The 12994-nt window shown below is 41.1% G+C and carries 12 protein-coding genes; 4 read left to right on the forward strand and 8 right to left on the reverse strand.

Annotated features, from left to right (window positions below):
- Window positions 1-70: 70 nt before the first annotated feature.
- The 4 genes from pfkA to glpX all read right to left on the reverse strand — a co-directional run bounded on the left by pfkA (window position 71) and on the right by glpX (window position 5254).
- The gene (gene pfkA, locus EV207_RS12310) at window positions 71-1030 is read right to left on the reverse strand and encodes a 6-phosphofructokinase (RefSeq protein WP_132746454.1); all 960 of its coding nucleotides are present in this window, start codon (window positions 1028-1030) and stop codon (window positions 71-73) included.
- A 240-nt stretch (window positions 1031-1270) separates the two neighbouring features.
- Window positions 1271-3274, reverse strand: a complete 2004-nt coding sequence (gene tkt, locus EV207_RS12315; protein WP_132746455.1) for a transketolase — start codon at window positions 3272-3274, stop codon at window positions 1271-1273.
- Window positions 3275-3309: 35 nt separating this feature from the next.
- Complete coding sequence (fba, locus tag EV207_RS12320) at window positions 3310-4200, reverse strand: class II fructose-1,6-bisphosphate aldolase (RefSeq protein WP_132746456.1); 891 nt, start codon at window positions 4198-4200, stop codon at window positions 3310-3312.
- A 79-nt stretch (window positions 4201-4279) separates the two neighbouring features.
- Window positions 4280-5254, reverse strand: a complete 975-nt coding sequence (gene glpX / locus EV207_RS12325) for a class II fructose-bisphosphatase (RefSeq protein WP_132746457.1) — start codon at window positions 5252-5254, stop codon at window positions 4280-4282.
- Between the two features lie 171 nt (window positions 5255-5425).
- Between glpX and hxlR the strand changes: the two genes are divergently transcribed.
- Window positions 5426-5770: a transcriptional activator HxlR gene (gene hxlR / locus EV207_RS12330; protein ID WP_132746458.1), complete on the forward strand. Its 345-nt coding sequence runs from the start codon at window positions 5426-5428 to the stop codon at window positions 5768-5770.
- Window positions 5771-6230: 460 nt separating this feature from the next.
- Here hxlR and EV207_RS12335 read toward each other — a convergent pair whose 3' ends face one another.
- The 3 genes from EV207_RS12335 to EV207_RS12345 all read right to left on the reverse strand — a co-directional run bounded on the left by EV207_RS12335 (window position 6231) and on the right by EV207_RS12345 (window position 8377).
- Window positions 6231-6989 (reverse strand): inositol monophosphatase family protein, encoded by a 759-nt coding sequence (locus EV207_RS12335; RefSeq protein WP_132746459.1) that lies wholly within the window; start codon window positions 6987-6989, stop codon window positions 6231-6233.
- 128 nt (window positions 6990-7117) lie between these two features.
- Window positions 7118-7951, reverse strand: coding sequence for an HAD family hydrolase (locus EV207_RS12340; protein ID WP_132746460.1), 834 nt, complete (start codon window positions 7949-7951; stop codon window positions 7118-7120).
- A 21-nt stretch (window positions 7952-7972) separates the two neighbouring features.
- Window positions 7973-8377, reverse strand: a complete 405-nt coding sequence (locus EV207_RS12345; protein ID WP_243647048.1) for a glyceraldehyde 3-phosphate dehydrogenase NAD-binding domain-containing protein — start codon at window positions 8375-8377, stop codon at window positions 7973-7975.
- 435 nt (window positions 8378-8812) lie between these two features.
- Between EV207_RS12345 and EV207_RS12350 the strand changes: the two genes are divergently transcribed.
- The 3 genes from EV207_RS12350 (at window position 8813) to EV207_RS12360 (ending at window position 12194) form a co-directional block, all read left to right on the forward strand.
- Window positions 8813-10039 carry an MFS transporter gene (locus tag EV207_RS12350; protein ID WP_243647049.1) on the forward strand — a complete coding sequence of 409 codons (1227 nt, stop codon included), beginning with the start codon at window positions 8813-8815 and terminating at the stop codon, window positions 10037-10039.
- 254 nt (window positions 10040-10293) lie between these two features.
- Entirely contained in the window at window positions 10294-10560 is a 267-nt protein-coding gene (locus EV207_RS23070) for a helix-turn-helix domain-containing protein (protein ID WP_165886928.1), read from the forward strand.
- A gap of 458 nt (window positions 10561-11018) precedes the next feature.
- The gene (locus tag EV207_RS12360) at window positions 11019-12194 is read left to right on the forward strand and encodes a multicopper oxidase family protein (RefSeq protein WP_165886929.1); all 1176 of its coding nucleotides are present in this window, start codon (window positions 11019-11021) and stop codon (window positions 12192-12194) included.
- 72 nt (window positions 12195-12266) lie between these two features.
- Here EV207_RS12360 and EV207_RS12365 read toward each other — a convergent pair whose 3' ends face one another.
- Window positions 12267-12695 (reverse strand): VanZ family protein, encoded by a 429-nt coding sequence (locus EV207_RS12365; protein WP_165886930.1) that lies wholly within the window; start codon window positions 12693-12695, stop codon window positions 12267-12269.
- Window positions 12696-12994: the final 299 nt, after the last annotated feature.

Raw genomic sequence — 12994 nt, forward strand, 5'->3', positions numbered from 1 at the left:
ATTACTTCAGGTTTGTCACTCGCCGGACCAATGGTACAAACTTTTTGTATTTCTCAATTGGCTCATCCTCTTATATAGAAAGACTTCTTGCTAAATGGTAGAGGGACAAATCAATCATATGGCTTTCTTTTACGGCTTCTTCAAAAGATGTATGAATCAGCCGGCCATTTTTCAATCCTACCATCACGCCCTTTTCGCCTTCTACCATTAGGTCGACAGCTTTTGCCCCCATCTGACTGCTCATCATTCGGTCGTAAGCACTAGGAGCTCCCCCGCGTTGAAGATGCCCAAGGATGGCCACTTTTGTGTCGAAGCCTGCTTTCTCTTTTATCATGTTTCCAATTTCTGTCCCTTTACCTACCCCTTCTGCAACCACTATAATGCTGTGCATTTTTCCGCGCTTGGATCCTTGCTTAATACGATCAATAACATCCTCCACATCATGATGAGCTTCCGGGATAATAATCGACTCCGCTCCGGCACACATGCCTGCCCATAGAGCAATGTCACCGGCGTCCCGTCCCATTACTTCAATAACATAGGTACGCTCGTGTGATGCTGCCGTATCCCGAATTTTATCAATCGCTTCTACGGCTGTATTCACCGCCGTATCAAAACCAATCGTGTATTCCGTCCCTGCAATATCATTGTCAATGGTTCCGGGGATGCCAATCGCTGGCAATCCTTTGATAGTCAATTTTCTTGCACCTTTAAAGGAACCGTCCCCGCCAATCACGATTAGACCATCAATACCCTCTTTTTCCACCTCTTTTAAGGCCCGTTGCTGCCCTTTGACTGTCTTAAATTCCTCACAGCGTGTACTTTGTAAGATCGTCCCTCCTCGGTGAATAATATCACCTACACTGCCAAGGCTCATGGAGACAAAATTGCCATCGATTAAACCTTTGTAGCCATTTTTTACTCCACAAACATCCAGGCCCCTAAATATTCCTCTTCGAACAACCGCACGAATAGCAGTATTCATTCCCGGCGCATCCCCGCCACTAGTTAATACAGCAATCTTTTTCATTCTGATTTTCCTCCATATTTTCTACGTCTTGTATAGGGGCTAACCTCTCCTTTTCCCTTGATTATTAATTCGCCTCTTAGAACTTAATCTGTAGAAGCGATTCATGTGGTCAAAAAGGGCAGGTCCACCTACCGGTGAAATCTGCCCAAGAGGTCCTTCCTTTTTTAGGTCAATAGTATTAAGGTATACAGGTTTTACTACTCTTTCACATTCCTGTTGATCAGCTATTAAATGCATTATTTATAGAAGCTTTTTAAAACGAGAAATAACATTTTCAACAGTAAAACCGTATTCTTCAATTATTTTATCCCCCGGCGCCGAGGCTCCAAATCGATCAATAGCCATGACATGACCATTATCACCGACATATCTACCCCAACCTAAGGAACTCCCCATTTCAATACTAAGACGTGCTTTCACGTTTTCTGGAAGAACACTGTCTTTGTAAGTATCGGACTGTTTTTCAAAACGATCCCAGCTTGGCATACTGACAACCGAAACATAAATACCTTCCTCTTCGAGTGCCTTTTGCGCTTTAACAGCTAAGGAGACCTCTGAGCCGGATGCTAGTAACAAACCAGCAACATCACCATTGGTTTTTGAAATCACATATGCACCTTTATTAACACCCTCATATGCTTTTTCCGAATCAATAAGTGCTGGTAGACCCTGACGTGAAAGAATAAGAGCTGTTGGCTCGTCTTTACTCTGTAACGCCAATTTCCAGGCAGCCGCTGTCTCATTGCCATCAGCCGGGCGAATTGTGGATACGCCTGGCATCGCACGCAAGGAAGCTAAGTGTTCAATTGGTTCATGTGTTGGGCCATCCTCACCCACAGCAACGCTATCATGTGTAAACACATAAATAACAGGGAGTTTCATTAGCGCTGATAAGCGAATTGCCGGGCGTAAATAATCCGAGAAAACAAAGAATGTGGCCCCAAATACTTTTAACCCACCATGAAGGGTTATTCCATTGACAGCGGCACCCATTCCGAATTCACGAACCCCAAACCAGATGTTCCGACCGCTATAATCCGCGGAACTAAAATTCGCCTCACCTTTTAGCAGCGTTTTATTAGAAGAAGATAAATCTGCTGAACCCCCAAATAGCTGTGGAACATTTTTAGCAAGAGCATTTAATACTTCACCGCTAGAAGCACGAGTTGCCAGTTTATCCTCTCCTACACGATAATGGGGAACATCTGCATCCCAGTTATCGGGTAGCTCTTCATTTATTGACTGCCTTAATTCCTTTGCAAGAACTGGGTATGTTTTCTCATATTGAGCAAACAACCTATTCCATACCTGTTCCTTTAACTCCGCTGCTTCTTTTAGTTCTGAAAAATGCATTTTAACTTCTTCGGGAATATAAAAATCATCTTCATGGTCCCAGTTATAATGGTCCTTCACGAGTTTAATCTCGTCTTTACCGAGGGGTGCGCCATGTGATACGGACTTTCCGCTTTTATTCGGTGAACCATAGCCTATTATCGTTTTAACCTCGATTAACGTTGGTTGGTTTTTGTTTTCCTTGGCTTCTGCCAAAGCTTGTTCGATGGCATTGACATCATTTCCATCCTCCACACGAAGGACTTGCCAACCGTATGCTTTAAAACGATCAGCGGCACTTTCACTAAATGACATATGAAGGTCACCATCAAGAGATATATCGTTTGAATCATATAATACAATTAAACGACCAAGTTTGAGATGGCCCGCAAGTGAAGCCGCCTCCGCAGACACACCTTCCATCAGATCACCATCACCACAAATGCTGTATGTGAAATGATCAATGACATTAAAATTATCACGGTTGTAAGTAGAAGCTAAATGCCTCTCAGCCACAGCCATCCCAACTGCCATGGCAATTCCTTGTCCTAAAGGACCGGTTGTAGCATCAACACCAGGTGTATGGCCAAATTCAGGGTGACCAGGTGTCTTGCTTCCCCATTGACGAAAGCTTTTTAAATCATCTAACGATAGATCATAACCAGTTAAGTGCAATAAACTGTATAGTAGCATGGATCCATGACCGGCGGATAACGTAAAACGATCACGGTTAAACCAATTCGGATTGCTTGGATTATAGTTCATAAACTTTGTCCAGAGTATATATGCCATTGGTGCAGCGCCCATTGGCATTCCTGGATGACCTGATCCTGCATTTTCTATTGCATCAATCGATAAAGTCCTAATAGTATTAATGGATAAAAGATCAGCGTTTACCTTTTGTTCAATCATGGCTTTTCTCCTCTCTTTCTAAAAAAATCCCCCTTTTACTTTGTAAGTAACTGAGCTTCGCTTTGTTGGGCTTGACCTGAGGATCCAAATTCACGCATCTTACCTATAACTGTTTCCTTAATCGCATCTCGAGCCGGTCCTAGAAATTTACGAGGATCGTATAATTCAGGTTTGCTGCTTAAGACTTCGCGAACAGCTTTAGTTGCAGAAATTTGATTTTCAGTATTAACATTAATCTTCGCTGAACCAAGAGAAATGGCTTTTTGAATATCCTTAGTTGGTATACCTGTACCACCATGTAGCACAAGTGGAACACCAGTAAGTTCCATAACCTCTTTCATCCGATCAAAACCAAGATTAGGTTCTCCTTTATATGGGCCGTGAACAGAACCCAATGCAGGTGCAAAGCAATCTACTTCTGTCTCTTCTACAAGTTGTCTGCATTCTGAAGGAATGGCATACGCCTTATCTGGATCGGTAATGACACCACTATCCTGAGCACCGACACGGCCTAGCTCTGCCTCCACTGAAACACCAACAGCATGCGCCACTTCAACGACACGTTTTGTTAATTCGATATTTTCTTCAAGTGGATAATGGGAACCATCGATCATTACAGATGTGAATCCAGCATGGATAGCTTGTACACATGTCTCAAGACTAGGGCCATGGTCAAGATGAATAGCAACGGGTACCGTTATGTTAAATTCATCCATTAATGCCTCGACCATTTTAACAGTAAACCTAAATCCACCCATGTAACGGCCGGCGCCTACTGATACCCCGAGAATAACAGGTGACTTCTCTTCTTCAGCAGCCTGTAAAATCGCTTGCGTAAACTCAAGATTATTGATGTTAAATTGTCCTACAGCATAACCATTGTCTTTTGCGTCATTTAACATTTCCTTCATTGAAACTAACGGCATTTTCTTCTCTCCTTTTTTATACTCATTTCAACTATCCAATTAAGAAAATAAATATAGGACACCTTGCATGAACTTTATCTTAATAATACGTTTCAATGGATTGGTATTTACTAACACTTCCGCCTACTGTAAGAAAAGAATGCGTGAGTGTTAATCCATTTTCTTTTTTACGAATACCCTTCATAAGCATGTTGTCAGTAATTCCAGTTGCCACAAAAAAGCAATCATCTGACTTAACGATCTCATCAATTGTTAAAGCCTTTTCTGGCTCTGATAAACCCATTTTCATACAGCGATCAAATTCCTCTTGATTTTGCGGGGCAAGCTTTCCTTGGAAATCCCCTCCTAAACTCTTCAAAGCTGTTGCAGCAATAACTCCCTCTGGGGCTCCGCCTGTTCCTACTAATATGTCAACATCCATTTCTTCAATGGCTGTAGCTATTGATCCGGTAACATCACCGTCAGTAAATAACCTGACACTAGCACCTGCATCGAAGACCTGTTTAATCAAGTGATTATGACGTGGTCTTTCCTGAATCATTACTGTTAATTCTTGTAAGCTTTTCCCTAAAGTATTAGCGACTGCTTTCATATTTTCAATGAGGGGCGCATCTATATCTATGCAACCTTTCGCTTTTGGACCTACAGCTATTTTTTTCATATACATATCCGGAGCATGTAATAAACTTCCTTTAACGGACGCAGCGAGAACTGCTATTGAATTATCCAATCCTTTTGCAATTGCACTAGTCCCATCAATTGGGTCAACAGCAATATCTATTTGGGGACCTCTACCTGTTCCGACCTCCTCATCAATATAAAGCATGGGCGCCTCGTCCAATTCGCCTTCACCAATAACTATCAAGCCACTCATATCAATAAGGTTCAATTGATTGCGCATTGCTTCAGTCCCGGCTCCGTCAGCTTCATTTTTCTTTCCTTTTCCTATCCAAGGATAGGCAGCAATTGCTGCCTGCTGTGAAACAGTGAGAAAATCCATAGCTAACGCCTGAACACGTTTTTCATTCACCACATTCGTTTTCAATTCCTCCATTTGACCACCTCCTGTATCCTTTATTATCATACAAGCGAAATTTTGCTAATTTTCAATATCACTTGTACAGTGATTAGTATAACGTGTATAATATATAATTGTAAGTACGCACTTTAGCAGCATATAGTATCAAATAATATACTGTTAATCTTTTGCACATGGAGGAAGGCAATGTTACATATTGGTGATAAAACGTTTAATTGCGAAAAGGAATTGACACTGTCTTTAATTGGGGGGAAATGGAAAATGTTGATTTTATGGCATCTTGGTAAAGAGGGGACAAAGCGATTTAATGAACTTAAATCCCTAATGCCTGGTATCACCCAAAGAATGCTTATTAACCAATTACGGGAACTGGAGGAAGATCATATTGTCCATCGTGAAGTTTATCCGGTTGTCCCCCCTAAGGTGGAATACTCACTGACCAATCAAGGGGAGAGTCTAATGCCTATTCTAGAATCCATGTATGAATGGGGCAAAAACTATATGGATACGGTTTTGGAGAGCAAGTGGTAAGAAAGCCCGGATCATCAAGTCATAAGGGGGCAAATTTTTTATCGTCTCACGATAGGCTGTTATTATGTCAATGAAAAATAGACACAGAGAACAAGCAGAGAACCCCCCACTTTAAACTTTCGGTTAAGTGGGGGAGTATGCACAACTAAAGGATTAGACAATCTTTGCATTCTTATTACCACCAATTTTAATTTTCACTTGTTATTCTTTAGACGACGGATTTCCGAAGTGTGTTTTTGTGCAAGCCATTTAAGAAATGCCTTTTCATCATGATTAAGGTTCCTTTTTAATCCCTTTTTAAATTCTTTTATAAGTCGTATGTAGGCGATTGTCTTAGGTAAGTCATCCTCCCCTACCATACTGCCTCCTTAGTGTTTTAAGAATCGGATATCACTAACTCTAATCTTAGCTTTTGTTATGGGGACTGTAACTATTAAGTAATCATAAGCCATCTTAACCATTATTTTGGCTCCTGAATAAGATTCGTTAACTCATAACTTAATTTATTATTGGAGAAAACTTCAAACTCCCCTGCACTCCTTTGTATCCCACCGGCTTCAGCAACGAGTAACTGTCCGGCTGCAATATCATAGCGCTTAGGATTAAGATAGATAGCAGCATCCAATCTTCCTGCTGCAATATAAGCTAAGGTGGCAGCAGCCGTTCCTATTATACGTATCCTGAACACATCGTTCACGATATTATCCATAAGAATCAAACGTTCCTTATTGCTTTCCCTATCCCCTTCCTTTGAAAAATCCCCTAATGAAACAAAGGATTCAGAAAGGGCAGTCGTCCTTACTTTAATTTGCTTCCCGTCCTGAAAGGCACCCTCCCCTTTTGCTGCCCAAAATAATTCCTCTAAGGCAGGCAAAGATATAGCAGCAACCACTGTATCACCCTTATAAGTAAGGGCGATAGAAACCCCATAAAGCGGCATTCCAACACTATAATTCACTGTTCCATCAATAGGATCAATAATCCATTCAAAGTCCCCCGATCCCCCAACAAACCCAGCTTCTTCACTGAAAATCCGATGATCCGGGTACTGTTCCTTGATATGATGTATTATAAAACTCTCTACTTGCAAATCCATTTCGGTTACGAAATCTTTGTCTGATTTCAAAGTTACCTTACCAGCTTTTCCAGCGTATAAACGAATAAATTGTCCAGCCTTTTCGGCAAGATTTTTGGCAAAGTATAGATATTGCTTATACATATTTCCCCTCTCCTTATAAAACTTATATACTGATGCAATCCATTATATTAAGATAGATTGTGGACTGAACGATGCAAAGATCATTAAACTTTGTATTTTACATTTTGATAAACTTAAACCATAAAACATCAAGGTCTTTGTGATACTATGACTCCTTTCGTTTTTATTAATTTTAAAAGGTGGTATACGGCATAGGCAAATCCATTTTTATCATTTGACTTTGTAATTAAATCAGCTTCTTGTTGAATATCTAAAGGGGCATTTCCCATCGCTACTGAAGTGGTTGCTACCTCGAATTGGGAAAGATCATTGCCCCCGTCTCCAAAAGCAAAAATCTCATCAAACGATAAATTCATTATCTGTTGATAACGTAATAATGCCTTTCCTTTTTGCGCGTCGTTTGATGTAATTTCTACGTTATTAGGAAATGATGAACCCAGCGACATATCAAACTTATTGGCTAATACTTTTTTTACTTCTTCAATTTTTTCTAATTCCTCATAATGTACCAGAGCAATAAGTTTATAGATTTTAAGATTTTCTTTGTTTAGAATGTCATCGTAATGGTATTCTTGAAAAATAGTGTCTTGATCTTCTTTACCCATATGATGTAATTGAGGCAAAGTGCATGGAAAACCGCCATAATTCGTATATATGAGAATTCTTACATCTAAATTTTCCAAAACGGAGAATAATTTTTTAGATGTCAAAAGTGATATAGTCGCTTCGTACAACACTTCATCTGATTTTGAATATAAAACAGAACCATTAATACAAAAAATAGGAACCCTCAAGTTTCGAATGGCTTTGATTTTAATCACATCGCCATAGGCCCGACCCGTGTTTAAAATAATCTCATACCCTTTTTCCTGCAATTCTTTTAAGGCAGTCATATCTTCATTGGATATTTCATGTCTGGAATTCAGCAACGTCCCATCTAAATCAATCGAAACACATTTCATCGCTTCATCTCATTCCCTTTTTTAAAGCATACTGGCATGTTTCCCCATCCCTTCATTAGACGCCCCTGCTGCTATATGCTTTTGTGTTCCTTGACGATCTCTAAATTCACCAGTAGCATCAATTACAATGTCTACATTCATTCTTCCCCAAGGAATGTTCTCTGGGTTACGTTCAGACACGAACTGAATAAGGTACCCATTAATTAAGAGATTTCCATCTTGTATTGAAATGTTTGCATCCCAGATTCCATGTACGGTATCGTATTTTAATAAATGAGCTACTGTTTCTACAGGATAAATAGAATTAATCCCTACTAACTTCCATTGATTATATGTGCTGGATAACATTTTTCTAATCAACAGCCGGCCAATTCTTCCCGTACCACTTATGCCTATCCCTCTGATTAATGTGTTATCTTCTTTCAACTTTAAAAACCCCACTTTCATTATAAAATTAAAAGTAATTTATAATGCCGCCAGAAATTTGCCATTGTTATATCCTTATTGATGCAAAAAAAGGTTTTCTGCAATTGTCCCCCCAAAAACAAAGATGGACACCGATCTATTATTACTTTTATATTGATATTATTAGTCATATAATTCATTTATACAAGTACACACTTTTAAGTTATATAGTGATAAAAAGTATACTATTTATAAAAGACTTAGTACGTCTTTGAAAATTATTTATTATGTATACCACCTCTATTATCCTGACAACCGAGAATGCCAGCCAGAAGTAGTGTCCTAGTTTTTGCCAAGGACTAGCCATCCTTCCTGTGATAATATATAAATGGTCTTATTCCTGATTTATAAAACGCCGCTTATTAAAATATGCGGGAGCAATCGATGGAGGTTAACGTGCAGACACAATCTGATATGAAGCTATCAAAATATCATTGGCAAACATTATGGGCTTCTCTGACGGGCTATGCAATGGATGGTTTGGATATGATGATCTTAGCCTTTGCTTTGCCTTTGATTACCTTAGATCTTGGCCTGAACCCGGCACAGGCGGGCAGTATCTCAACAATTACGCTAATTGGCGCTGTCATTGGGGGCTATACTTTTGGTGTGTTGGCTGATATCTATGGCAGGGTAAAAGTGTTCTCGCTTACAATTTTAATATTCTCTGTTTTTACGGGGCTATGCGCATTAGCGAATAACCTCTTTTGGTTTGATGCCTTTCGTTTCTTAGCCGGTCTTGGTCTGGGCGGTGAATTCGGCATAGGCATGACGCTTGTCAGTGAAGCCTGGCCAAAAAAGTTCAGATCACGGGCCACAGCAGGCGTTGCAATTGGCTATCAGTTAGGCATTGTTCTTGCCACACTGTGTGTTCTCATTATAGCCCCGCATTTTGGCTGGCGCGGTGTTTTTCTAGTCGGTGTTTTACCGGCCATTTTTGCTTGGTGGAGCCGCAAAGGATTGAAAGAGCCTGAAATATGGCGCGAGAGCAAAAAGATGCGTTACAATACTAAAGACAAAAAAATCCCGATTATACAATTGTTTGATTCACCAAAGAAGACGGGGATTACTATCGGCCTGATTATTGCAACGGGTGTACAGAACTTTGGATTTTACGGTATTATGACTTGGCTGCCAACAATGCTTGCAAAGGATTTGGGTTATTCGTTTAATCAAACCACTTTATGGACGGTTGCCACAACGATAGGAATGATCTTGGGTATTGTCATTTTCGGTTACATTGCGGATAAATGGGGCCGCAAGCCATCATTTATTACATTTCAAATTCTCGCTGCTATCATTGTTTGGGTATTTTTCCAGCAAACAGGCAGTTCAATACTATTAGTGCTCGGAGCTATACTCGGCTTTTTCGTAAACGGTATGATGGGCGGCTACGGCGCCTTGTTAGCTGAACACTACACAACGGAAGTTCGATCGACCGCGGAAAACGTCATTTTTAACACCGGTCGTGCTATCGGAGGCTTCGGGCCGCTCATTATTGGCTACCTTGCGATGAGCCACTCGTTAAGCTCCGCGCTCGGTTTGATTTCCGGCATTTACGTATTTGCCGCCTTAGCGTTCATCTTTTTAATTCCAGAAACGAAGGGCAAGGAATTAACTTAGAATAATCTTAAAAAGAGCGGTCGGTGAAAGGCGAGTACGTTAGCGAACGGGTTAAAGCATTGGGAAAGGGTTATAGGGAATTATGCCATTTATTGCGATCTAATTCCTTATTTGTTGAACTTTTGGGTATCACCATCTTTATGAAGACACCTTCTCTCGCTTATTTACTGATTGTGTCTTCTTCATCTATGGCTTATCGACTGTGTACATTCCCTTTCATCAAATGGATAATGTTAATAAAAGGAGGCGGTACTTTGGATACTGAAACAGAACAATTACGCCGTGCTGTTGGAAAAGCGATCAGGGCAAGACGATTAATGAAAGACTTAACTATAAAGTCACTTTCAAGAATTGCTAAAGTGGATGAAGGTTATATAAGTGAGCTGGAACTTGGCAAGAGCAACATCACGTTGAATACCCTTTTTAAGCTGGCCGCCGGTCTTGATCTGGATAAGCCAGACGAACTTCTGAATGATGCCAAACGGGAAGTCTATTCACTCATGAAGGAAAAGGGGAGATAAGCTCTCCTCTCCTTCCCGTCTGCTTATTTTCCATGAGCTGAACCTTTAATTAACAAAGGCTTCAGCGAATACACTTCATCAGTTTCCTCTGCCATCACCTGCAATCAATTGCACCTCACCCTAAGACACCAGGCAAATCCATCATCACCTTTAAAAAATGCACAGAAGAGATCACACTCAATACATCACTACAACATCCAGCAAAACCAAATGCACCGCACCTCATATACGCATCGTCCGCTTTTCCCATCGGAACGCGGGCAAAGCACCCTTAGACTTGGAGAATCATCCGTTTGGGTAATTGGGGCAGCTCGTCATGGTGCCGTTCAAATAAAAAGAGAGCGGCCACTTTTTGGATCGCTCTCTATCCATTTGAGAGACAAATCGCTTTACGTACCATACCCCCCAATAGTATTATGAAAAGGAACCAAACCCAGAGAAAAGGAGATGAATTTATAATGAAGGTCTTAAAATTCGCTATTCCAGCTCTCTTAATAATGGCCATAGCAACAATTGGCTTTTGGCAAATTAATGGCAAGCAGGATGGCGATGCATTTGCAAAAGAAAAGGATAATCTGAAAACGGTTCAGCCGATTACACCTAATGTAAAAAATGCTAAGTATGAGGTGAAAGACGGTGTGAAAACCTTCCATTTAACCGCTGAACCGGTTAAACAGGAAGTGTCTAAAGGCGTTTATATGAAAGCATGGGGATATAACGGCGGCACACCGGGCCCGACAATTGTTACCCACAAAGGAGATAAAGTTCGGATCGTCGTTAAAAATAATTTGGACGTCCCAACTTCGGTCCACTGGCATGGTCTCATTGTTCCAAATAAAATGGATGGCGTCCCTGGTGTAGAAAACTCGCCAAAAATCAAACCCGGCGATACCTTCACTTACGAATTTACCGTAAAACAAGTGGGTACATTTATGTATCATTCTCATGTCAATCCAGCCAAACAAGAAATGATGGGCCTAAGCGGCATGTTCATTGCCTTGCCCAAAAAAGGCAACAAAATTGACGGTGTAAAAGTCGACCGTGACTACTCTATTATGCTGAACGAATGGAGCCTTCAAGGCAGCCCATCCGATGACGGCTCCATGAAGGACATGGACATGGGCGGTATGGATATGGAAAAAGGCAGCTCATCCAAAGATGGCAAGAAGGATGGTATGAGCGGCATGGATGGCTTTGAAGAGGGAAAAGTGCCTCCCGGAACATATAATGTGAATCCTGAAGCCATGATGTGGAATGTCTTCACATTCAACGGCAAGCAATTCCCGGCAACACAGCCAATGGAAGTGAAAAAGGGGGAAACGGTACTATTGCGGTTAGGAAACATCAGCATGCAAAACCATCCGATTCATTTGCATGGCCACAACTTTAAAGTCGTTGCGAAAGACGGGACACCGCTTCCGAAAGCGGCTCAGTACGAAGCGAATACAATCGATGTCGCCCCCGGTGAAACCTATGATGTTGTATTTAAGGCAAATAATCCGGGAACATGGATTATCCACTGTCACCTGCCCCATCATACTGCCGGTATGAGTGATACCGAGGAAGGCGGCATGTTAAATGCCTTCCATTACGATGGCACCCCTTGGCCTCCGGCATTTCAGGATAAGAAATAAAAGGGTAGTCCCCTCTCAGGTAATGATGAGGGGGCATTTTCTCCTTTGGGTGGTGGGTGGAATCTAAGCTATTCATACCCTAGTACCCGCTTTCTCCTTTCCAACCCTTCGCCGGGCGGCATTCATGAAACCAAATGCCATTACTATCCCAAGCGTATCAATCCCCATATCCAGCACCCGTCCATCGCGGGTAAAATACAATTGCATGATTTCGGTAAAAACGGCAAAAAAGACAGCAATGCCTAAAGCTTTCTTATAAGATTGAGTTACGTCAAGCAACAATAATGCTAATACCGAAAACCCTAAGAAATGCCCGGCCTTTTGGACGAGATAATGCGGATTTACGAAGTTTGACTTATCTATATTTAAAAGGTCTGCAAAATTCGGCTGGCTTGTCCAACGAAATTGCAGGACATGGTTATGCAACAAATGACTAAGGTTGGCGTTACAAGTAAGGATAAATAAAGCAACAGCCCAAGCCACGGTAATCAGAACTTTCAATGCGGGCACACCTTTCGAAAAATCTGCTTTTTGGTTTCAGTCTTATCCATTTAATGAATGCCCTATTCGAATATTAATTGATTTTGGGGCTTCATCACACTATGAACGACCTTACTCTCGTTTTTTTATCGGCTTTGGGCTTTCATCGACCTTATGAACGACCTCGAGACCGGATTTTTACCGGCTTCGGGCTTTCATCTCCCTTATGAACGACCTCAAACACGATTTTTTACCGACTTCGGGCTTTCATCTCACCTATGAACGACCTCAAGCACGATTTTTTACCGACTTCGGGCTAG

Source organism: Scopulibacillus darangshiensis, from assembly GCF_004341035.1.
In the GTDB taxonomy this organism is placed as follows: Bacteria; Bacillota; Bacilli; order Bacillales; family Sporolactobacillaceae; genus Scopulibacillus; species Scopulibacillus darangshiensis.

Excerpts from the sequence above, each read along its gene's own strand:
- EV207_RS12360 (WP_165886929.1), top strand. The coding sequence starts at position 11,019 with ATGAAGGTCTTAAAATTCGCTATTCCAGCTCTCTTAATAATGGCCATA.
- fba (WP_132746456.1), bottom strand. The coding sequence starts at position 4,200 with ATGCCGTTAGTTTCAATGAAGGAAATGTTAAATGACGCAAAAGACAAT.
- hxlR (WP_132746458.1), top strand. The coding sequence starts at position 5,426 with ATGTTACATATTGGTGATAAAACGTTTAATTGCGAAAAGGAATTGACA.
- EV207_RS12335 (WP_132746459.1), bottom strand. The coding sequence starts at position 6,989 with ATGTATAAGCAATATCTATACTTTGCCAAAAATCTTGCCGAAAAGGCT.
- pfkA (WP_132746454.1), bottom strand. The coding sequence starts at position 1,030 with ATGAAAAAGATTGCTGTATTAACTAGTGGCGGGGATGCGCCGGGAATG.
- EV207_RS12340 (WP_132746460.1), bottom strand. The coding sequence starts at position 7,951 with ATGAAATGTGTTTCGATTGATTTAGATGGGACGTTGCTGAATTCCAGA.
- tkt (WP_132746455.1), bottom strand. The coding sequence starts at position 3,274 with ATGATTGAACAAAAGGTAAACGCTGATCTTTTATCCATTAATACTATT.
- glpX (WP_132746457.1), bottom strand. The coding sequence starts at position 5,254 with ATGGAGGAATTGAAAACGAATGTGGTGAATGAAAAACGTGTTCAGGCG.